At 68.8% G+C, this 19629-nt stretch carries 20 protein-coding genes and 1 tRNA gene; 12 read left to right on the forward strand and 9 right to left on the reverse strand.

Translation table 11 applies throughout. The features are described 5' to 3' along the window. Positions 1-4 precede the first annotated feature (4 nt). The 4 genes from O5I81_RS09745 to O5I81_RS09760 form a co-directional block, all read right to left on the reverse strand. Positions 5-1726 carry an FAD-dependent oxidoreductase gene (locus O5I81_RS09745; RefSeq protein ID WP_271068750.1) on the reverse strand — a complete coding sequence of 574 codons (1722 nt, stop codon included), beginning with the start codon at positions 1724-1726 and terminating at the stop codon, positions 5-7. A gap of 107 nt (positions 1727-1833) precedes the next feature. Continuing rightward, the gene (locus tag O5I81_RS09750; protein ID WP_271068751.1) at positions 1834-2241 is read right to left on the reverse strand and encodes an SRPBCC family protein; all 408 of its coding nucleotides are present in this window, start codon (positions 2239-2241) and stop codon (positions 1834-1836) included. A gap of 77 nt (positions 2242-2318) precedes the next feature. Then, on the reverse strand, positions 2319-2540 hold the full coding sequence (locus O5I81_RS09755; RefSeq protein ID WP_271068752.1) for a hypothetical protein: 222 nt from the start codon (positions 2538-2540) through the stop codon (positions 2319-2321). Between the two features lie 66 nt (positions 2541-2606). Next, on the reverse strand, positions 2607-3194 hold the full coding sequence (locus O5I81_RS09760; protein WP_271068753.1) for a hypothetical protein: 588 nt from the start codon (positions 3192-3194) through the stop codon (positions 2607-2609). 157 nt (positions 3195-3351) lie between these two features. Here O5I81_RS09760 and O5I81_RS09765 point away from each other — a divergent pair, with 157 nt between their 5' ends. Genes O5I81_RS09765 through O5I81_RS09775 form a run of 3 tightly spaced genes read left to right on the forward strand, consistent with a single transcriptional unit; the run spans position 3352 to position 6071 of the window. After that, positions 3352-4767 carry an MFS transporter gene (locus tag O5I81_RS09765; protein WP_271068754.1) on the forward strand — a complete coding sequence of 472 codons (1416 nt, stop codon included), beginning with the start codon at positions 3352-3354 and terminating at the stop codon, positions 4765-4767. A gap of 60 nt (positions 4768-4827) precedes the next feature. After that, positions 4828-5682 carry a taurine dioxygenase gene (gene tauD / locus O5I81_RS09770; protein WP_271068755.1) on the forward strand — a complete coding sequence of 285 codons (855 nt, stop codon included), beginning with the start codon at positions 4828-4830 and terminating at the stop codon, positions 5680-5682. Further along, positions 5679-6071, forward strand: a complete 393-nt coding sequence (locus O5I81_RS09775) for a GFA family protein (protein WP_271068756.1) — start codon at positions 5679-5681, stop codon at positions 6069-6071. Before tauD ends, O5I81_RS09775 begins: the two co-directional genes overlap by 4 nt. Positions 6072-6331: 260 nt before the next feature. On the opposite strand, the gene O5I81_RS09780 is transcribed toward O5I81_RS09775, so the two are convergent. Together O5I81_RS09780 and O5I81_RS09785 are read right to left on the reverse strand one after the other, a co-directional pair. Further along, positions 6332-6988: an amino acid racemase gene (locus tag O5I81_RS09780; RefSeq protein WP_271068757.1), complete on the reverse strand. Its 657-nt coding sequence runs from the start codon at positions 6986-6988 to the stop codon at positions 6332-6334. Further along, entirely contained in the window at positions 6985-7983 is a 999-nt protein-coding gene (locus O5I81_RS09785; protein ID WP_271068758.1) for a D-cysteine desulfhydrase, read from the reverse strand. The genes O5I81_RS09780 and O5I81_RS09785 overlap by 4 nt, the downstream gene beginning before the upstream one ends. Before the next feature lie 72 nt (positions 7984-8055). On the opposite strand from O5I81_RS09785, the gene O5I81_RS09790 reads away from it, so the two are divergent. The 3 genes from O5I81_RS09790 to O5I81_RS09800 all read left to right on the forward strand — a co-directional run bounded on the left by O5I81_RS09790 (position 8056) and on the right by O5I81_RS09800 (position 10160). After that, positions 8056-8619 carry a tetratricopeptide repeat protein gene (locus tag O5I81_RS09790; RefSeq protein ID WP_271068759.1) on the forward strand — a complete coding sequence of 188 codons (564 nt, stop codon included), beginning with the start codon at positions 8056-8058 and terminating at the stop codon, positions 8617-8619. Then, positions 8616-9182: a tetratricopeptide repeat protein gene (locus O5I81_RS09795; protein ID WP_271068760.1), complete on the forward strand. Its 567-nt coding sequence runs from the start codon at positions 8616-8618 to the stop codon at positions 9180-9182. The genes O5I81_RS09790 and O5I81_RS09795 overlap by 4 nt, the downstream gene beginning before the upstream one ends. Positions 9183-9293: 111 nt before the next feature. Continuing rightward, positions 9294-10160 carry a neutral zinc metallopeptidase gene (locus O5I81_RS09800; protein ID WP_271068761.1) on the forward strand — a complete coding sequence of 289 codons (867 nt, stop codon included), beginning with the start codon at positions 9294-9296 and terminating at the stop codon, positions 10158-10160. Positions 10161-10355: 195 nt separating this feature from the next. On the opposite strand, the gene O5I81_RS09805 is transcribed toward O5I81_RS09800, so the two are convergent. Together O5I81_RS09805 and O5I81_RS09810 are read right to left on the reverse strand one after the other, a co-directional pair. After that, positions 10356-13622 carry an efflux RND transporter permease subunit gene (locus tag O5I81_RS09805; RefSeq protein ID WP_271068762.1) on the reverse strand — a complete coding sequence of 1089 codons (3267 nt, stop codon included), beginning with the start codon at positions 13620-13622 and terminating at the stop codon, positions 10356-10358. Then, a complete protein-coding gene (locus O5I81_RS09810) occupies positions 13619-14737 on the reverse strand; it encodes an efflux RND transporter periplasmic adaptor subunit (RefSeq protein WP_271068763.1) in 1119 nt (372 codons plus the stop codon). The genes O5I81_RS09805 and O5I81_RS09810 overlap by 4 nt, the downstream gene beginning before the upstream one ends. Positions 14738-14943: 206 nt before the next feature. On the opposite strand from O5I81_RS09810, the gene kynB reads away from it, so the two are divergent. The 6 genes from kynB (at position 14944) to O5I81_RS09840 (ending at position 19175) form a co-directional block, all read left to right on the forward strand. Then, complete coding sequence (kynB, locus tag O5I81_RS09815) at positions 14944-15579, forward strand: arylformamidase (protein ID WP_271068764.1); 636 nt, start codon at positions 14944-14946, stop codon at positions 15577-15579. After that, positions 15576-16808, forward strand: a complete 1233-nt coding sequence (gene kynU / locus O5I81_RS09820; protein ID WP_271068765.1) for a kynureninase — start codon at positions 15576-15578, stop codon at positions 16806-16808. Before kynB ends, kynU begins: the two co-directional genes overlap by 4 nt. A gap of 331 nt (positions 16809-17139) precedes the next feature. After that, on the forward strand, positions 17140-17580 hold the full coding sequence (locus tag O5I81_RS09825; RefSeq protein WP_271068766.1) for a VOC family protein: 441 nt from the start codon (positions 17140-17142) through the stop codon (positions 17578-17580). Next, positions 17581-18357 carry an SDR family oxidoreductase gene (locus tag O5I81_RS09830; RefSeq protein WP_271068767.1) on the forward strand — a complete coding sequence of 259 codons (777 nt, stop codon included), beginning with the start codon at positions 17581-17583 and terminating at the stop codon, positions 18355-18357. It begins immediately after the preceding gene. A gap of 71 nt (positions 18358-18428) precedes the next feature. Then, positions 18429-18650, forward strand: a complete 222-nt coding sequence (locus O5I81_RS09835; RefSeq protein WP_348637293.1) for an MbtH family protein — start codon at positions 18429-18431, stop codon at positions 18648-18650. A gap of 30 nt (positions 18651-18680) precedes the next feature. Next, the gene (locus tag O5I81_RS09840; RefSeq protein WP_271068769.1) at positions 18681-19175 is read left to right on the forward strand and encodes a hypothetical protein; all 495 of its coding nucleotides are present in this window, start codon (positions 18681-18683) and stop codon (positions 19173-19175) included. A 62-nt stretch (positions 19176-19237) separates the two neighbouring features. Here O5I81_RS09840 and O5I81_RS09845 read toward each other — a convergent pair. After that, positions 19238-19313, reverse strand: a tRNA-Asn gene (locus O5I81_RS09845). Positions 19314-19629 lie beyond the last annotated feature (316 nt).

The raw sequence follows: 19629 nt of genomic DNA on the forward strand, positions 1-19629 counted from the left end.
GGTCTCAGCCCTCCTCGACGGGGCAGAGGCAGTCGGGGGTGATCGAGGCCAGCATCTTGCCGACGTCCTTGGTCGGGATGCAGCCGTCGAGCTCGCCGCAGCCGGGGCAGGGGTTGGGCATCAGCTCGTAGCCCTTCTTCAGCCAGCGCGGGCGTTTGAGGCCGAAGTACTTCTCCAGCATGGTCTCGGCGGTATCGAGGGCGCCTTCGACCCAACCCTGGCCGATGCTGTAGGCCTCGCCGACGATGTGGATGTCCTGGTCCTCGACGGGCTTGAGCATCCGCCACATCACCTCGTCGAGCCGGTAGCCGGCCTTCCACTCGTGCCAGCCGCCGCCGTACGGGTCCTCGTTCCAGGTGTGGTAGACGGCCGAGTAGGGCTTGGGGATCTCGGGCAGGGCATGGACGGTGGCGACCTGCAGGTTGGCGACCTCGACCATCTCGGCCGAGGCCGTGTATTCGGTGATCGGCAGCGGGCCCTTGGCGGTCGGCTCGATGCAGCTGGGCATGTAGCCGGCGTAGGCCGCGCCGCCCTCCAGCCCCTTCCAGAACGGCACCGTCGAGATGTCGTTGTAGCTGGCCATCAGCAGCGAGTTGAGGAAGGGCTCGCCGTCCTCCTGCTCGCCCTCGGTGCCGAAATAGTAGACCTGCCGGATCGGCAGGTCGGTGACCGAGCGGCCGGCGGTCAGGCCCAGCGACCGCCACCACGGCCGCTCATAGGCCAGCAGCAGCTTGAAGGCGCTCTGGATCAGCACCGAGCCCATGTCGACCTTGAGCTGCGGATGGTCGAAGAAGGTCGACTTGATCAGCTCCAGCGACCGGCGCGGCAGGCCGAGCACGATCTTTTTGGCCCGGACGGTGACGATCTCCGGATCCTGCGGGATCCGGGTCGTGGCCTGTTCCGTCACCGTGCGGTGGAAGATCAGGGTGTAGGGGTAGTCGCCCGTGCCGATCACGATCTCCGCCAGGCGGTGGTTCATGAACAGTCGCTCATTGCGGGGCAGCTTGCCCGCGAACTCCTCGTTGAACTGCCTGGCCAGGGTGATCGGCAGCATGTCGTAGCCGTCGCGCAGGGTCAGGAACTGGGTGTCATCGCTGTATTCGGTGGCCGGCAGCTGGGTGACGGCGCTGGCGTTGGCGACGTTGGCGTCATAGCCGCCGGCGTCGCGCATGAACTGGTAGCCCTCGTTGGACAGCACCCGGAACATCAGGTCCCAGAAGCCGTACTCGTAGAGCGGCTTGCCGAAGGCCTTGACCTTCATCTGGTCGCAGAGGCTCAGGTTCGCGAGGTTGGGGTAGATGTTGTTCATCACCTGCACCTGCAGGTTCGTCGGCCCCAGGCCCCGTTCCGACCAGGCGAGGTTGTAGGGCACCTTGTCCGGGTCGGAGAGCTCGTGCAGCCGCAGGTGCTTGCCGCGCAGGTAGAAGAGGTTGCAGTTCGATCCCACCGGCTTGGGAGCCCCCATCGGGAAGTCCTTGGTCGGCAGGTCGAGGTGACGGATCAGGTCGGCCACCAGGATGTGGGAGGTGGGGATGTAGCGCATCCCGCCCAGCTCGGCCTTCACATGCGGCATGCCGGGGATGGTGACGCTGTAGAGGCGGCCGCCGATGCGGTCGCTGTATTCGAACAGGCCGATCTCCTGCTTTTCGCCCAGTTCCTGCTGGAGCCGCCAGGCGCTGTAGGTCCCCGCGCATCCGCCGCCGATCACCGCAACGTCCAGATCCATGGTGCTTCCCCGAGGGCGGCCCGAGGCGAGGGGCTCGCGTCGCTTCAACCGCCGAAGGGGAGGCTAAGATCGAATTTTCAGAAATACAATCTAGGATCGTGCAGGAGTCAGGTCTCCAGCATCCGCCGCATGATCGGCAAGGCCTGGTCCATCATGCCGCCGACGTAAGGCGCGAGGGAGTCCGGGGCCAGGTCGATGGTCCAGGTCACCTCCGCGCCGCCGGGCGCCTCGGCCACCTCGAAGGCGGCGCTGTAGCTGCGGAACGGGCCATCGGGAATGGCGTAGACCAGTCTGCGGGCCTCATCGTCGCGGGAGATGAAGATTTCGCGGGCCACGGCGCCTGTGCCGAAGGTGACGATGCGGTCGGAGCCGTCGAGCTCCAGCGCGGTCAGGAAGCCCGGGGCGACACGGGTGTGGACGGCGCCGAAGTCGGCGATGGCGTCCCAGACGGCGGCGGGATCGGCGGCCAGGCGGGCGGTGCGGCGGACGGTGGCGCCGGAGGGGGTGAGGGTCATGGCAGGGCTCCTTGTTGGCGGAGAACCATGACCGGCCGGGCAGGGAAGGTCTGGCGGATTTCGGACCGGATCGGCCTTCAGGCCATCGGGCCGTCAGGCGCGCTGCTCTGCAGACCCGCCGGGCTCCAGCTGCGGTCTTCCCGCCCGTGACGGGCGGCGCGGCGGCGGCGCAGGGCGTCGTGCAGGCCGTCGGCGAGGCTGAGGATCTGGGCGTCGTCGCAGAGGGCGACGGCGGTGGCGAGTTGCTCCCGCAGGCGCTCGAAGGCGGCGGGCCGCAACGGATGATGAGGGGCGCTCATGACCTGCTCCGATGCGTTTCAAGCTGAAATGATCCAGTCGCGGCCGGGTTCCGAATTATCTATGGTTTACAGCCGGTTACCGGAGATTTTCGGCAGGCCCGGCAGCAGGCCGCCGAGGGTCAGGGACGCTCGCCTGGGCCGGGCCCGGATCGCCCAGACTGCGGCGGCCGGCAGCATGACGGCGATCAGCAACAGCTTGAGGAGGATCAGTCCGCCGAGCGGGCTCGGCAGGACGACGAGGACGAAGATCACCAGCGCCATCGTCGCCAGCATGAAGAGAAGCTGACCAAAATAGCCGGCCGGACTGGAGCCGACCGAAGCGCGGGCGTCCGGGGCCTGGGCGACGACCCGGTCCAGGCAGGCCAGGACGAAGGGGACGAAGGTCGGCGACCGGTCCTCGAAATCGGCGATGCCCCTGAAGTGACTGTTGTCGATCAGCAGCTTCGAGCCCTTGCGGGTGGTCAGTTCGAAGACGTGCCGCCAGGTCCGGGCCCGGGTCGGGGTATAGGCGGCGCGCACGGCGCCCACATCCTTCCACGGCAGGGTCAGGCTGTCGCCGGCGGGCCGGGTCCAGATCAGGGCGTGGTCCTCGACGCTCCACCGGTGCTCGCCCTTTTCGAAGGCGTTCTCGCGCTTGGAATAGGTCGTGGTCATGACGCCTGTCCCCCCGTCCAGGAAGGCCCCAAGGCCCTGGGCGCCACCATGGGGTGAACACTTGCTCGCCGCGCCTCCCGAAAAGGGGGGAGCGGCGCTTGCGGGGTGTCAAACAAGCGTTCAACATGACCCCAAAAATAGGGGGAACGCCGCGTTCATGGCTGCCGAGAAACACCCGGGCTGGCGCCTCGCCGCCTTTGCCACGCCGGCGATTCCGCTGTCGGCCATGCTGTTGCCGATCACCATCTACCTGCCGAACTACTACGAGAAGGATCTGGGGGTCAGCCTGACGGCGATTGCCCTGGCCGGATTCCTGGTCAGGATCTTCGACCTGGGGCTCGACCCGCTGCTGGGCTTCGCCATTGACCGCACGCGCACGCCGTTTGGCCGCTTCCGCCCCTGGGTGGTGGCCGGCGCGCCGCTGACCATGGTGGCCATCTATATGCTGTTCATGGCCAAGCCGGGGGTGGGCGTCGTCTATCTGACCGTCTGGATGCTGGCGGCCTATGCCGGACAGTCGTTCGCCTCGCTGGCCACCTACGCCTGGTCGGCGCACGCGGCGCCGGACTACAACGAGCGCTCCCGCATCTACGGCTGGTGGCAGCTGTTCACCGTGATCGGCATGCTGTTGATCCTGACCTTGCCGGTGATCGCCGGCCGGCTGGGGGCCAGCGAGGCGACGGGGGTCCACGCCATGGGCTGGTTCGTCATCGCCGCCATCCCGATCACCATAACCCTGGCCCTGCTGTCGATGCGCGAGCCGGTGGTGAAGGTGGCGACGCACACGATCGGCTGGGGCCACTACTGGGGCATGATCAAGCAGCCCAGCGTGTTGCGGGTGCTGATCGTCGATATCCTGATGGGCACGGCCCCGACTGTGGCCGGCACCCTGCTGTTCTTCTATTTCGAGGCCGTGCGCGGCTACGGGCGGCCGGAAACCTCGGCACTGCTGCTGGTCTATTTTGTCGGGGCCCTGGCCGGGGCGCCGATCTGGACAGCGCTGGCCCGGCGGATCGGCAAGCACCGGGCGCTGACCATCGCGGCGGTCTTCTATGCCGCCGCCCAGGCCTTCACGATGATCTCCCCACGGGGCCATGTGGCCGGGATCATCGTCATGTTCATCGCCGGCCTGCCGTTTTCGGCCGGCTCCATCCTGCTCAAGGCGATGATGGCCGATGTCGGCGACGAGGTGCGGCTGCGCACCGGCGTCGATCTGTCGGGGATGCTGTTCTCGCTGCTGACCGGCTCGATCAAGATCGGCACCTCGATCGCCGTGACCTTGAGCCTGCTGCTGCTCGGGGCTGTCGGCTTTCAGTCCAAGCTGGGAGCGGGCAACACGCCCGAGGCCCTGCTGACCCTCAGCGTGATGTTCGCCCTGTTCCCGGCGGCGCTGGGTCTGATCGCCGCCTGGCTGATCCACGGGCACAAGCTGGACCAGGCGGCGCACGCCCTGGTCCAGGCCGAGCTGGAGGCGCTGGAGGCGGGGCCGACCGGCGGGCTGGACCTGTCGCCGGCCTTCGTGAAGACCTCGCCGGTCGACGTTGCCGAAGATCCGCCGGTCGGACGGATGTGAGGCTCTGGGCGGCTGGGCCGTGGCGGGGCATAGTGCCGAAAAGACGTGAGGAGACGCCCTATGACCCGCTCGAACGTGCTTGAGATCGAGCCCCTGTCGCCGGCCATCGGGGCGGTGCTGCGGGGCGTGAACCTGGCCGAGCCGGCCAGCGACGACCTGATCGGCGACATCCGGGCGGCGCTGCTCAGGCACCAGGTGATCTTCTTCGAGGGGCAGGACTTCACCCCGACCCAGCAGCGCGACTTCGCGGCCCGGTTCGGCGACCTGCATGTGCATCCGCTCTATGACCGGGACGAAGGCCACCCGGAGATCATGATCATCGACAATCATGTCGATAACCCCACCGACAACAACTTCTGGCACACCGACGTCACCTTCATCGACACTCCGCCGATGGGCTCGATCCTGGCGGCGCGGCAGCTGCCGCCGGTCGGCGGCGACACCATGTGGGCCTCGATGACGGCGGCCTACAAGGCCCTCAGCAAGCCGATGCAGACGTTCCTGCAAGGCCTTGAGGCCGTTCATGATTTCTCCTTCGCCTTCACGGCCGATGGGCTGGCCGGTTCGCAGGCGGGACGCGAGAAATACGAGAAGGCGGTGGCGGCCAATCCGCCGGTGACGCATCCGGTGATCCGGACCCATCCGGAGACGGGGGAGCCCGGCATCTTCGTCAACTCGGTGTTCACCCGGCGGATCAAGGGCCTGCGGCGCGAGGAGAGCAGGGCGCTGATGGCCTTCCTCAACCAGCACATCCAGCAGCCGGAATTCGTGGTCCGCTGGCGCTGGCGGCCGGGGGACGTGGCCTTCTGGGACAACCGCAACACCCAGCACCGGGCGGTGGACGACTTCCTGCCGCACCGGCGGATCATGACGCGGGCCACGGTGCTCGGTGACAAGCCGGTGTTCGCGGCGTGAGCCGCACGGCCAGCTGTTCCTGCGGAGCGTTGCAGGCGGTTTGCGCCGGCGACCCGGTGCGGGTCAGCGTCTGTCACTGCCTGGCCTGCCAGCAGCGGACGGGCAGCGCCTTCGGGGTTCAGGCGCGGTACGACGCCGACAAGGTGCGGCTGGTCGGGCCGCGGTCGACGTTCGAGCGGACGGGCGATGGCGGGACGACCGGGACCTACGCCTTCTGCCCGGGGTGCGGGACGACGATCAGTTGGACCAATGGCGACGCGCCCGGGTTGATCGCCATCGCCGTGGGCGCCTTCGCCGACCCGGCGTTCCCGGCCCCGGTGCGGGCGGTCTATGAGGAGCGGCAGCATCCGTGGGTGACGCTGGCGGGGATCGAGCAGCACGAGTGTTGATCGCAGCGAGGACGATTTTAGCAGATTTCGGCGCTTTTGAAATCTGAAATATTCAAGAAAACCAACCCGCTACACCGTCACAATTGACCTACCCGGGGTCCGCAAATCACCTACCACCAGTCCACTCCAGACCCACAAGTCTCCTACCGGAAACCGCCCGTTTTGGACCGGTCTGGGGCGGCGCCGGGCGAGGGGCCCGAAACGGGGCGAAAGGGATATGTCTAGACATATTCATCTTCGGCCGATCGACCGTCGCCGGCCTATCGGCAGGCGGCGACGCAGGCCCTGGCCAGTTCGGCCGAACCGTCGATGAGGGGGACGGCGAGGTCGTCGGCCGAGAGGACCAGAGGAACTTCCGTGCAGCCGGCGATGATCGCTTCCGCGCCCCGCTGTTCCAGGCCGCCGGCGCAGGCCGCCATCAGGGCGCGGGCGGTGGGGCCGGTATCGCCGGACTTGATGCGGTAGAGGATGTCCATGAAAGCGGACTGGGCCTCCTCGGTCGGCAGGATCGGCTCGCGGCCGGCGGCGGTGAGGCGGGTCCTGTAGAGATCGAGGGCCAGGCGGGTGCCCAGGACGCCGATGCGGCGGGCGTTACCGGCGGCGGCGATGGCGAGGTCGATCAGGTCGAGGAGCGGTAGGCCTGACGCGGCCCGGATTTCCTCGGCATGCAGGTGGGCGGTGTTGCAGGGCATGGCCAGGACCTCCGCCCCCGCCTCGCGCAGGCGGACAGCCATCTCCGCCAGCACCGGGCCCGCCGCGCCGCCCTCGACATTGCGGTCGGGGACCTGGGGGTTGAGGTCCATGAGCACGCGGAGGTGATCCTGGTCGCGCGCGGCCGGGGTGGCGGCCTGAAGCTTGGCCAGGAAGTCGAGGGTGGCGGCGGGGCCCATGCCGCCGAGGACGCCGAGGATTTTCAAAGGCCGGCTTCCAGCTCGTGGTGATAGCCGGACAGGCCCTGGGCGCCGCCGGTGTGCAGGAAGACGACGGTTTCGCCCGCGAAGGCCCCGGCCTTGCTCAGCGCGATCAGGCCCTTCAGCGCCTTGCCGGTATAGACCGGATCGAACAGCAGGCCTTCGGTGCGGGCGGCGAGGCTGAGGGCGTCGATGACGTCCTGGTCGATCAGGCCGTAGCCGGCCCCGACATAGTCGCAGTCGGCGATGACCTGTTCGCGCCTGACCCGGCCCTGGTGGCCGAGGCGGGCGGCGGTCTCGACGGCCAGCTTGAAGACGTTCTCTTCCTGCTTGGCTTTCGGGGCGCGGACGCCGATGCCGAGGATGGGGATGTCGGCCCCGCTGACCGCGAAGCCGGCGACCAGGCCGGCGTGGGTGCCGGCGCTGCCGGTGGCGGTGACCAGGCGATCGATCTTCAGGCCGCTGGCGTTGGCCTGGTGCGCCAGCTCCAGCGCGCAGTCGACGTAGCCGAGGGCCCCGGTGCTGTTCGAGCCGCCGCCGGGGATGATGTAGGGCGCGCGGCCCTCGGCGCGGAGCTGATCGGCGAGGGCGGCCATGGCGGCGTTCATGTCGGTGTCGGCGGGGACGGTGCGCATTTTTCCGCCGAGCAGGCGGTCGAGCAGGACGTTGCCGGAGCCGACGTAGTCGGGGCTGCGGTTGCCGGTGCGGTCCTCAAGGATGATCTCGCATCCCAGGCCGAAGCGGGCGGCGGCGGCGGCCGTCTGGCGCACATGGTTGGACTGCACCGCCCCCTGGGTGATCAGGACGTCGGCCCCTTGCTCCAGCGCCTCGCCGAGCAGGAATTCCAGCTTGCGGGTCTTGTTGCCGCCGCCGGCCAGGCCGGTGCAGTCGTCGCGCTTTATCCACAGATCTATCCCCAGGGCGGCGCCCAGGCGCGGGGCCGGTTCGAGCGGCGTCGGCAGGTGGGCGAAGCGGGCGCGGGGGAAGCGGGTCAGGTTCATTTGTGATGCCACCGTTTTGCGAAGCGTGTTACGCTCGGGATGGTCATAACTCGAAGACTGGGGAGGAAACCAATGCCCAGTAAAATCGCGTTCGCCACCGCCGCTCTGACGGTAGCTTCCATCATCGCCGCCACGCCGGCTTCGGGCGCGGCCCTTGTGCTCGGCGCGGGTCTGGCGACGGTCTGTTCCAAGGCCGCGATCAGCGGCCGCAACGACCTCAAATCCATCGACAACTGCACCCTGGCCATCGAGACCCAGGCCATGGGCCCGCGCGACCGCGCCGGCACCTTCGTCAACCGCGGCATCCTGAAACTGCGCCGCGCCGCCTATGACGACGCCCGGTCCGACTTCGCCAACGCCCTGCGCCTGTCGCCGGACCTGGGCGAGGCCTATGTCAACTGGGGCGCCAGCCTGATCGCCGAGCAGAAGTATGCCGAAGGTCTCTCCGAGATCGATCGCGGCATGGCGCTGGGCGTCGATGAGCCCGAGAAGGCCTGGTACAACCGGGCCATCGCCTATGAGGCCATGGGCGATCCGAAGCAGGCCTACCTGGCCTACCAACAGGCCATCGCCCTGGCTCCGGAATGGCAGGCGCCGCAGCTGCAGCTCACCCGCTTCACGGTCCAGCGCAAGTGATCAGAAGAGGCTTCGGGGCGCCCGCCGTCGTGGCGGGCGTGCTGATGGCGCTGGCGGCGGCGTCCTCCGCCGGCGCGTCGGTCCTGGTGCTGGGCGAAGGCCTGGCGCCGGCCTGCTCCAAGGCGGCCTTCCGCGGCAAGGCGGACAAGGCGTCCGTCGAAACCTGCACACGCGCCCTCGAAGAGGGGCTGGCGATCCGTGACCGCGCCGGCACCCTGGTCAATCGCGGCGTGATGCTGATGCGCGGCAAGGCCTATGGCCCGGCCGCGCGGGATTTCGAGGACGCCATCCGCCTGGCCCCGGACCTGGGCGAGGCCTTCGTCAATCGCGGTGTGCTGCGGATGGCGGACCGGGACTATGCCGGGGCGTTGGCCCAGATCGACCGGGGGATTACCCTCGGCGTCGATGAGCCGGCCAAGGCCTACTACAACCGCGCCCTGGCCCAGGAGGGGCTCGGCGACGCCAGGGCGGCGTGGCTGGACTACCGCAAGGCGCAGAGCCTGGATCCGGACTGGGACGCGCCGGCGAAGCAGCTGGTGCGGTTCAAGGTAGGCGCGCCTTGAGCGCGTCCTTCTCCCGGCAAGCGGGAGAAGGGCGCTTCGCTTTCGGAGCGCTGTTGCTCCATCCGCGTTCCTGAGGTCACTGTGCGCTGACACGGGCTGGGAGAAGACCTGATGGAATGGCGCGGCGGCCGCCGGGGCGGCAATATCGAAGACCGGCGAGGCATGGGCGGCGGGGCCGTGGTCGGCGGCGGAGTCGGGATTCTCGGCATTGCGGCGGTGCTGATCGGGGTGTTCGTGTTCGGCATGGACCCGCGGCAGGCCATGGACCTGGTCAGCGGCGCCGGCGCCGGCGGCGGCGGCCAGCCGGTGCAGGAAGGCCAGCGCGGCACGCCACAGGACGAGGCCGGGCAGTTCGTCGATGTCGTCGAGCAATCGACCACCGAGGTGTGGACGGCGATCTTCGCGGCGTCCGGAGCCCAATACGAGCGGCCGGCCGGGATGGTGCTGTACGATGGCGCGACCGGCACCGGCTGTGGAACCGGCCAGGCGGCGATGGGGCCGTTCTACTGCCCGAGCGACCGCAAGGTGTATATGGACCTGACGTTCTGGAACGAGCTGGAATCCAAGTTCGGGGCCAGCGGCGAGTTCGCCCGCGCCTATGTCATCGCCCATGAGGTCGGCCACCATGTGCAGAACCTCGAAGGGGCTATGCAGAAGGCCCAACGCCAGGGCATGCGCGGGTCCGACAGCGGCGCGGTGCGGCTGGAGCTGCAGGCCGACTGCTATGCGGGCGTCTGGGCGGCCCGGGCCGGGACCCAGGCCGGCGGCGGGCTGAAATTTAACGCCCAGGACATCGTCGATGGGCTGGGCGCCGCCTCGGCGGTCGGCGACGACACGATCCAGAAGAAGACGCAGGGGCGCGTGGTTCCGGACGCCTTCACCCACGGCACGGCGGCACAGCGAATGCGCTGGTTCCGGGCCGGCTACGAGGCCGGCGATCCGGCCGCCTGCGACACGTTCGGGGCGCGGTCGCTGTAGCCCCGAAGGGGCCCTTCTCCCGCTTGTCGGGAGAAGGTGGCGGCGAAGCCGCCGGATGAGGGCAGCGCCGGCCTGTCACGGCAGAGCGCGTTCTGGCGCGGGATGCGTTGAACCCAATCTTCTCTAGCCGGCGCAGCCCTCATCCGACCCCCTTCGGGGGCCACCTTCTCCCGACAAGCGGGAGAAGGACCGGGATCATTCCGCAGCCGGCCGCAGCCCGTCCTCTTCGGCGACGTCCGGTTGGTCGTCCATGCGCACGGCGTCCCCTTGCCGCGTGCGGTCCGCCCAGCGTTGCCGGCCGCGCAGGAGCAGCCAGATGTTGCGGAACCGGCGGACCAGGGTCTTGGGCGCGGCCAGGGCGGCGGGGGTCAGGAACAGGGTCAGCAGGGTGGAGAAGCTGAGGCCCCAGACCACGGCGCCCGACAGCTGGACCCACCATTCGGAGCCCGGCGCCTTGTATTCGAAATGGAAGCCCCGGAAGTTGGGGTGCAGTTCGAACATCAGCGGCAGCAGGCCGACGACGGTCACCACGGTGGTCAGCATGACCGGCCGGAAGCGCTGGACGGCCGAGCGCATGGCCGCCTCGTCCGGCTCGTAGCCCTGGTGGCGTAGCTGGTAAAAGGTATCGACCAGCACGATGTTGTGGCCGACGACCACCCCGGCCAGGGCGATGACCCCCGTGCCCAGCATGATCACCGAGATGTAGTCGAAGGTGTGGGCGACGTTGACCACCACGCCGAGCAGCACCCCGACCACCGACAGCACCACGGCCGAGAGGGTGACGATGATCCCGTAGAAGCTGTTGAACTGCCACAGCAGGATCACCGCCATCATGCAGAGGGTGGCCAGCATGGCGACGACGAAGAACTGGGCCGCCTCGGCGCCCTCCTCATCGGAGCCGCTGAACTTCCAGCGCACCGTCGGGTCGATGGGGGCCTTCTCCAGCCAGGGCTTGAGCTCGGCGATCTTCTGGTTGGCCGCCACCTTGTCGATGGTGTTGGCCTGCAGCAGGACAAGGCGCTGGCCGTCGCGGCGCTGGATGCTGGTCACCTGCTGGCTGGGCTTCTCCTTGATGAAATAGCTGGCCGGCACCGGGCCGAAGGGGGTGGTGATCTTCAGCTGTTCGAAGGCCGCGAGGTTGCGATTCTCCGGCGTGAAGCGGACGCGGATGTCGAGCTCGTCGTCGGCGTCGTCGGGCCGGAAGCGGCCGGCCAGCACGCCGGTGGTGACGAACTGGATGGCCTGGCCGACCGACAGCACGTCGACGCCGTAGCGGCCGGCGGCGGCGCGGTCGATGGTCAGGTTCAGCTCGATGCCGGGCGAGGCGCGGTTGTCTTCCTGCTCGATCAGCTGGGGATCCTCCGCCAGCCTGGCCTTGACCAGGTCGGCGGCGCGGTTGAGGGCGGCGGGATCGGCCCCGCGCATCTCGACCTGCACGTCCTTGCCCTGGGGCGGACCCCCTTGCGGCAGGCGCACCTCGGTCAGGACGCCGGGCAGGTCGGCGACGCGCTTGCGGATCTCGTCGGCGATGTCCTTGCCGCGGACGCCCAGCTCCTTGCGCTCCTCGAAGTCGACGAAGTCGATCTGGATGCGACCGACGGAATCGGCCGGGGCGCCGCCTCGGCCGCCGCCGCTGCCCATCTTGCCGGCCGAGACGTACATCGAGTTCATGCCCTTCAGGCCGGCCAGCCGCTGCTCGACCTGGCTGACCAGGACGTTGGCGGATTCCGGGGTCAGGTTGCCGCGCGCCTTGACGTAGACGGTGGCGTACTCGGGGTCCTGGTCGAGGAAGAACTCGGTGCGGTGCTTCTGCATCGAGAAGGCCACGACGATGGCGACGATGACCACCAGAGCCATGCCGGTGACCCGGAAGGGGTGGTGGCCCGACCACCAGAGGACGCGGGCGTACCAGCCCATGAAGCCGTCCATCTGGCGCGGATCACCATGCTCCGACTTGCGGATCTCCTCCAGGTGATGGAGATCGACGCCCGTCTTGCGGCCGAAGATCGAGCCCAGAGCCGGGGTGAAGATCAGGGCGACGAAGATCGAGGCCGACAGCACCATCATCAGGGTGATGGGCAGGAAGCTCATGAACTTGCCGGGGATGGAGTTCCAGAACAGGAAGGGCACGAAGGCGCACAGCGTCGTCAGCGTGCCATTGACCACCGGCCAGAACATGCGGATGCCGGCGGCCGCGAAGGCCTCCTCGCGCGGCATGCCCTCGGCCATCTTCCGGTCGGCGTATTCGACGACGACGATGCCCCCGTCGACCAATATCCCGACCGCCAGCACCAGGCCGAACATGACCATCTGGTTGAGGGTCAGGCCGAAGGCCTGCAGCAGCAGGAAGCCGATCATGAAGCAGACCGGGATCGACAGGCCGACCATCAGCCCCTGACGCACGCCCAGGCTGCCGACGATGATGGTCATGACCAGGATGGTGGCGATGATCAGCCCGCTCTCCAGGATGGTCAGGGAGCGTTCGATGAACTCGCTTTCGTCGAAGGTGTATTCGACCTGGATCGTCTCCGGCCAGCGTTTCTGCTCCTCGGCGACGGCCTTGCGGACCTCCTTGACGCTGTCGAGGATGTTGGCGCCGGAGCGCTTGACGACGTCGATGGAGAAGGTCGGCTGGCCGTTGAAGCGGGTGATGCGGCCGGGATCCTTGAAGGTGCGGCGCACCTCGCCGATGTCGCCGACGGTGATCAGCCGGTCGCCGTTGCGCTTGATCGGCAGGGCCAGGATGTCTTCCGGCTTCTCGACGACGCCGGGAATCTTGACCGCGAACTCGGTGTCTTTGGTGCGCAGGTTGCCGGCCGGGATCAGCTGGTTGTTGCGGCCGATGACCTGGGCCAGCTCGCTGGCGCTGACGTTGGCCGCCTGCATGCGGGCCGGGTCGATGGTGACTTCCAGAACCTCCTCGCGGCCGCCGCCGAGATCCGTGCGCAGCACGCCGGGCAGGGTCTCGAGACGGTCCTGCAGCTCGCGCGCCGTCTGGAACATCGTCCGCTCGGGCGCGCCGCCGTACATCATGATGCCGATGAAGGGGTCATCGTTGACGTTGTTCTCGGAGATGATCGGTTCTTCGGCGTCGGGCGGGAAGCGGCCGCGGGCCATGTCGACCTTGGCGCGGACGTCCTGCAGCACCTTGTCGACATCGAAGGACGGATCGAACTCGAGATAGACGAGGGCGGCGTTCTGCACCGCCACGCCGTTCATTTCCTTCAGTCCCTCGATGGACTGCAGCTCGGTTTCCAGCGGACGGACGAGCAGCCGCTCGGCGTCCTCCGGCGAGACGCCAGGGTAGGGCACCTGGATGCTGACGAACGGCACCGGGATGTCGGGCGAGGATTCGCGCGGCAGGTTGAGATAGGTGACCAGGCCGAAGACGGACAGCACCGCCGCCACCCCCAGCACCACCTTGCGCCGCCGGATGGCGGCATGGATCAGGGCGGAGATCATTGGCTGGCGGCTTTCACGGGAGCGACGGCGACGGCCGGGGCCGGCGCGGCGGCGGTCTCGGCCCTGACGCGGACGGTCTGGCCTTCATTGACGAAGGACTGGCCGGCGATGATCAGGTTGACCGGGCCCTCGAGCCCGCTGACCCAGACGCCGTCCGGACCCTGTTCGAGGATTTCGATGGGGGTGAAGGCCACCTGGCCGGCCCCGACGATGTGGCGGACGCCCTGACGGCCGTCGGAGCCCAGCACCAGGGCCGAGGACGGCAGGCGGTGGGCGGCCGACACCGGGGTGGCGATGCGCACGTCGGCGGAGAGGCCGGAGCGGGCCCGGCTGCTGGGGTTGGAGACGATGACCTCGACCCGGTAGGTGCGGGTCTGGGGATCGGCGTCGCGGGCGACGAAGCGGATGCGGCCGTTCAGCACCTCGCCGGTGGTCAGGACGGCACTGGCGGTTTCGCCGACCCGGACCTTGCCGATCTGGCTCTCGGCCAGGTCGGCGACGATGACCAGCGGGTCCAGCTCCAGCATGGTGCCGCAGGCGCCGCCGGGGGCCAGATAGGTGCCGACCTCGGCCTCGCGGCGGTCGAAGACGCCGCTGAACGGGGCGCGGATGTTGACCTGCTCCAGCAGCACCTCGGCCTGGCGCACGCCGGCTTGGGCGGAATCGAGGTTGGCCTGGTCCTGCAGCACCTGGGTCTGCGACCGGTAGCCCTGGGCGGCGAGGCGCTCGGAGGCCTGCTTCTGCAGCTGGCGGGACTTCAGGTTGGCGCGGGCCTGGTCGAGGCTGGCCTGGCGGGCGTCGATCGAGACGCGGCAGAGGATGGCGCCCTTGCGCACGAAGCTGCCTTCGGCGGCCGGCACGGCGGCGACCGGGCCGGCGGTCTCGGCGCGGACGATGACGGTGCGGGCCGCTTCGGTGCGGCCGCGCAGGACGATGGCCCCGGGGCGCAGTTCAGGTTCGATCAGCCGGGTGGTGACCATGATGGCCTGGGGCTTGGCCTCGGTCTTGGCCTCGGGCTTCTTGGTCAGGGCGCCGACAACGCCGCCGACGACGAAAAGCAGCAGCACGCCGCCCAGGATCGCCAAGGCGACAAGGTGAGATTGTTTGATCTGCATAACCGGCCCTATGGGCGCAGCCGACCTGTCGCGTCGCGCGCGCCTATCCCCAAAGAGTAATCTGAACACTGTTCTGATAGCGGGTCGGGCCCGATTTGAGAAATGAAATTCCGGACAGATTAGGCGCTTTCGTCCAAGTTCCCTGCCGGAGGGACGCCGGCCCCGGGGCCTTCCCATCGCCGTCTTCGGGTCCCATAAGCGGCGGCATGACTGCTCGCCTGTGGGACATCACCCAGCCTCTGCGCCCCGGCATGCCGACCTGGCCGGGGGATACGCCGTTCGAGAGCGGCGGTGTCTGGAGCATGGGGCCGGGGACGCCGGTCAATGTCGGCCGCTTCAGCCAGTCGGTGCATGCCGGCACGCACGGCGATGCGCCGTTTCACTATGACGCGGCCGGCGTGACCGCCGAGGCGGTCGATCTCGACATCTATCTGGGCCCCTGCCGGCTGATCGACGTGCGCGGGGCGGGCGGGCGAATCGAACCGGACGATGTGGCGGCGGCGCTGGACGGGGTTCCGCCCCGGGTGCTGCTGCGCACCTACGAGGTGTTTCCGCTTGAGGCCTGGGACAACGATTTCAAGGCCATCGCGCCGGCGACTATCGACCTGCTGGCCGACCATGGGGTCAGGCTGATCGGGGTCGATACCGCCTCGCTCGATCCGGAGACCTCCAAGACCATGGACGCCCACCGCCGGGTGGCGGCGCGGGGCATGGCCATCCTCGAGGGGCTGGTGCTGACCGCGCCGCCGCCGGGGGACTATGAGTTGATCGCCCTGCCGCTGCCGCTGGTCGGGCTGGACGCCTCGCCGGTGCGGGCCGTGTTGCGTGAGTTGAAGCCATGACCGACGCCGAAATCGCCGCCCTCGACGCCGCCGATCCCCTGGCGGCGCTGCGCCATGAGTTCGAAATCCCCGACGGCCTCCTCTACCTCGACGGCAATTCGCTGGGGCCGCTGACGAAGTCCGCGCGGCTCCGCATGCGCGAGGTCGTCGAGCAGGAGTGGGGCCAGAGCCTGATTCGCGGCTGGAACGACCACGACTGGATGGGGGCGCCGCGCCGGGTCGGCGACGCCATCGCCGGACTGATCGGGGCGGAGGCGGGGGAGGTGATCGTCGCCGACTCCACCTCGGCCAACCTCTTCAAGCTGGCCGTCGCCGCCATGCAGGCGCGGCCGGACCGCAAGGTGGTGCTGTCGGAGCCGGGCGACTTCCCGACCGATCTCTACATGCTCGAAGGGACCGTGCGGACGCTGGGCGGCGGCCGGCGGCTCGAACTGCGGCCCGCCGAGGCGATCGAGGCGGCGCTCGACGAGGACGTCGCCGTGCTCGTCCTCTGCCACGCCCACTACAAGACCGCCCGCATCCGCGACATGGCCCGGCTGACGGCGGCCGCCCATGCGGTCGGCGCCCTGGTCATCTGGGACCTCAGCCACAGCGCCGGGGTGCTGGAGGTCGACCTGAACGGCTGCAACGCCGACCTGGCGGTGGGCTGCGGCTACAAGTACCTGAACGGCGGGCCGGGGGCGCCGGCCTTCCTGTTCGTGGCCAGGCGCCACCAGGGCTCGCTGATCTCGCCGCTGTCGGGCTGGATGGGCCATGCGGCGCCCTTTACCTTCCAGGACGCCTACGATCCGGCCAGCGGCATCGGCCGCTTCGCCTGCGGCACCCCGCCGGTGCTGGGGGTCAGCGCCTTGGAATGCGGCGTGGCGCTCAGCGTCCGGGCCGGGCCGAAGGCGTTGCGGGCCAAGGCGGCGGCGCTGACCGACCTGTTCGTTAAGCGGGTCGAGGCCGGGCCGGCCGGGGCCGAGCTGCGGCTGGTCACGCCGCGCGAGGCGGCGGCGCGCGGCGGCCACGTCAGCTTCGCCCATCCCGACGGCTACGCCATCGTCCAGGCCCTGATCGCCCGCGGCGTCATCGGCGACTTCCGCGATCCCGACATCGCCCGCTTCGGCTTCTCGCCCCTGACGCTCAGCTTCGCCCAGGTGGCGCAGGCGGCGGACATCCTCGGCGAGGTGGTGGCCGGCGGCCTCTACGACCGCCCGGAGTACCGCAAAAGAGCTGCTGTTACCTGAGTGTTTTCAATCTCTTGCTGAATATGTCTAGACATATTCATGTGATTTTCGGCCCGCCGCCGTCCTTGCGCGCTGCCCTTCCGGTTCCCGTAGGCCGCCTCCGCCTCCTGACGCCCTACAATCCCCGCCGGCAGGAGACGCCCGGACCTACGGCCTGACCTACATTCGCAGACCCGGGACCTACCGGGAAGGCACGATAAAACAGGACCTTAGCCGAAAACTCGCACCTCGACGCCGGAGCGCCGGGTTATAATGTGGGTCCGCTTCGATGACCCCGGCTGACACCCGCCCGGCCGCGCGCTAGGTAAACCGGCGAAGACAGGAGCCCCCGATGCAGTACCTCCACACCATGGTCCGGGTGAAAGACCTCGACGCCGCCCTCGACTTCTATTGCAACAAGCTCGGCCTGGCCGAGGTCAGCCGCTACGACAACCAGGGCGGCCGCTTCACCCTGGTCTTCCTGGCCGCGCCGGACGACGTCGAGCTGGCCGGGCAGCGCAAGGGGCCGATGGTCGAGCTGACCCACAACTGGGACCCGGAGGACTATCAGGGCGGCCGCAACTTCGGCCATCTGGCCTATGCGGTTGATGACATCTACGCCGCCTGCCAGCGGCTGGCCGACGGCGGGGTGACCATCAACCGGCCGCCGCGCGACGGGCACATGGCCTTCGTGCGTTCGCCGGACGGCATCTCCATCGAACTGCTGCAGAAAGGCCCGAACCTGCCGCCCCAGGAGCCCTGGGCCTCGATGCCGAACACGGGGGTCTGGTAGGTGAAGCTGCAGGGTCGCAGGGCGCTGGTCACCGGCGCGGCGCACGGCATCGGCCTGGCCTGCGCCGAGGCTTTCGCCCGGGAAGGCGCCGATGTGGTGCTGCTCGACATCGACCAGGCGGGCGTCGAAGCCGCCGCCGCCGCCATCGCCGCCGAGACCGGCCGCAAGGCCGTCGGCCTGGCCTGCGACGTCGGCGACGCCGAGGCCGCGCTGGCGGCGGTGAAGGCGGCGGGCGAGGCCATCGGGCCGATCGACCTGCTGGTCAACAACGCCGGCATCCTGGCGGCGGGGGATATCCTGACCGCCAGACTGGAAGACTTCGACCGGGTGATGGGGGTCAACATCCGGGCCGCCTTCGTCATCGGCCAGGCCGTGGCGCAAGGCATGGTGGCGGCCGGGCTGAAGGGCTCGATCATCAACATGAGCTCGATCAACGCCATCATGGCCATCCCGGCCCAGCTGGCCTACGTGACCAGCAAAGGGGCGATCAACCAGCTGACCAAGGTGATGGCGCTCGGCCTCGCGCCGCACGGCATCCGGGTCAACGCCATCGGGCCGGGGACCATCGCCACCGACATCCTCAAGGGGGTGATGACCAGTCCCGACGCGGCCAGGGGGATTCTCTCGCGCACGCCGCTGAAGCGCTTCGGCGAGCCCGAAGAGATCGGCAAGGTGGCGGTCTTCCTGGCCTCCGAGGACGCCAGCTATTTCACCGGCCAGACCCTGTACCCGGACGGCGGCCGGCTGGCGCTGAACTATACGGTGGCGGTCGACTAGAAGGCGTATTCCCGGCGGCGCCACCTTGACGATCCCGCGCGAGACGGCAGGGTAGGGGCAGCAGGGAGCCCATCATGAGTGACGAGAACCAGGACACGACGGTCTACGAGGTCGTGGTCAATCACGAGGAACAGTATTCGATCTGGCCGGCTGACCGCGAGCTGCCGCTGGGCTGGAACAAGGCCGGCAAGAGCGGCACGAAGGCCGAGTGTCTGGCCTGGATCGAGGAAGTCTGGACCGACATGCGGCCTCTCAGCCTGCGCAAGGCATTGGAGGGGCAGGGCGGCGACTGAACGGCCTCTTCCCCGGTGCGTTAGGCCGGCATGGCCCTGCGCACCTACACCGCCGAGATCGACGGCCTGAACCAGTGGATCGTCGCCGCCCCGAATCAGAAGGCGGCGCTGGAAGCGTTCGGGGTGCAGCAGAATCTCTTCGCCCAGGGCCTGGCCGACCTGACCCGGGACGAGGCCCTGGTCGAGGTCGCCAACGCCCAGCCGGGCGTACCGCTCAAGCGGCCGAAGACGGGGGGACAGTTTACGGCGGCGGGTGGCGGATCCGACTGGTCCGACGCGCTCAAGGCGACCGTGAAGGGCCCGGCCGCGCGCAAGCCGCCAAGCCGCGCCAGGCTGGACAGGGCCCGCGCGGCGCTCGAAGCGGCGCGCGAAGAGGGCGAACGCACCCTGGCGAAGCTCGAGGCCGCTGTCGCCTCGGCGCGGGATCGTCTCGCCGCCGGGCAGGGATGCGTCGAGGCGGCGGTGGCCAAGGCGGAGGCGGCCGTCGAGGCGGCCGAAGAGGCGTACCGCAAGGCGGGCGGCTAACGGCGCCAAGGCAGGTCTAAAATGTCCGGGAGGGTCGCGCCGCGCGGCGCGAAAGTCTTCCGTGGCTCCCCGAGCAGGACTCGAACCTGCGACAAGTCGGTTAACAGCCGACTGCTCTACCAACTGAGCTATCGGGGATCACGTTGGAAGGAGGCGGCGTATACGATGCAGGCGCCGCCCGTGCAAGTCGTTGAAGCGGGAAAAAAATAGCCCGGCTTTGGGGCCGGGCTTTTCAAAGTCGGTGATGGTGGGGTGTCTTCAAGGAAGACGGGAGGAAGCTCGGCTTTTATGGTTAATGAAGTGTGAATTTTTGGGCCTGACTTCGACGGCGATCCCGGGACTCGCGTTACAGCCGCGCAACGCCGGGCCTCAATCTGGCCGCAAGCCTGTGAGGCCATTGCAATGTCGGCGGGTGGGGGTATGGCCCGGCCGACGCGCCTCCCGTTTACCCAGA

This window comes from Caulobacter sp. NIBR1757, assembly GCF_027912495.1.
Classification (GTDB): Bacteria; Pseudomonadota; Alphaproteobacteria; order Caulobacterales; family Caulobacteraceae; genus Caulobacter.

Bases quoted from the DNA above. Each gene is read 5' to 3' on its own strand.
- O5I81_RS09745 (WP_271068750.1), bottom strand. From the start codon at position 1,726: ATGGATCTGGACGTTGCGGTGATCGGCGGCGGATGCGCGGGGACCTAC.
- O5I81_RS09750 (WP_271068751.1), bottom strand. From the start codon at position 2,241: ATGACCCTCACCCCCTCCGGCGCCACCGTCCGCCGCACCGCCCGCCTG.
- O5I81_RS09755 (WP_271068752.1), bottom strand. From the start codon at position 2,540: ATGAGCGCCCCTCATCATCCGTTGCGGCCCGCCGCCTTCGAGCGCCTG.
- O5I81_RS09760 (WP_271068753.1), bottom strand. From the start codon at position 3,194: ATGACCACGACCTATTCCAAGCGCGAGAACGCCTTCGAAAAGGGCGAG.
- O5I81_RS09765 (WP_271068754.1), top strand. From the start codon at position 3,352: ATGGCTGCCGAGAAACACCCGGGCTGGCGCCTCGCCGCCTTTGCCACG.
- tauD (WP_271068755.1), top strand. From the start codon at position 4,828: ATGACCCGCTCGAACGTGCTTGAGATCGAGCCCCTGTCGCCGGCCATC.
- O5I81_RS09785 (WP_271068758.1), bottom strand. From the start codon at position 7,983: ATGAACCTGACCCGCTTCCCCCGCGCCCGCTTCGCCCACCTGCCGACG.
- O5I81_RS09790 (WP_271068759.1), top strand. From the start codon at position 8,056: ATGCCCAGTAAAATCGCGTTCGCCACCGCCGCTCTGACGGTAGCTTCC.
- O5I81_RS09800 (WP_271068761.1), top strand. From the start codon at position 9,294: ATGGAATGGCGCGGCGGCCGCCGGGGCGGCAATATCGAAGACCGGCGA.
- O5I81_RS09805 (WP_271068762.1), bottom strand. From the start codon at position 13,622: ATGATCTCCGCCCTGATCCATGCCGCCATCCGGCGGCGCAAGGTGGTG.
- O5I81_RS09810 (WP_271068763.1), bottom strand. From the start codon at position 14,737: ATGCAGATCAAACAATCTCACCTTGTCGCCTTGGCGATCCTGGGCGGC.
- kynB (WP_271068764.1), top strand. From the start codon at position 14,944: ATGACTGCTCGCCTGTGGGACATCACCCAGCCTCTGCGCCCCGGCATG.
- kynU (WP_271068765.1), top strand. From the start codon at position 15,576: ATGACCGACGCCGAAATCGCCGCCCTCGACGCCGCCGATCCCCTGGCG.
- O5I81_RS09825 (WP_271068766.1), top strand. From the start codon at position 17,140: ATGCAGTACCTCCACACCATGGTCCGGGTGAAAGACCTCGACGCCGCC.
- O5I81_RS09840 (WP_271068769.1), top strand. From the start codon at position 18,681: ATGGCCCTGCGCACCTACACCGCCGAGATCGACGGCCTGAACCAGTGG.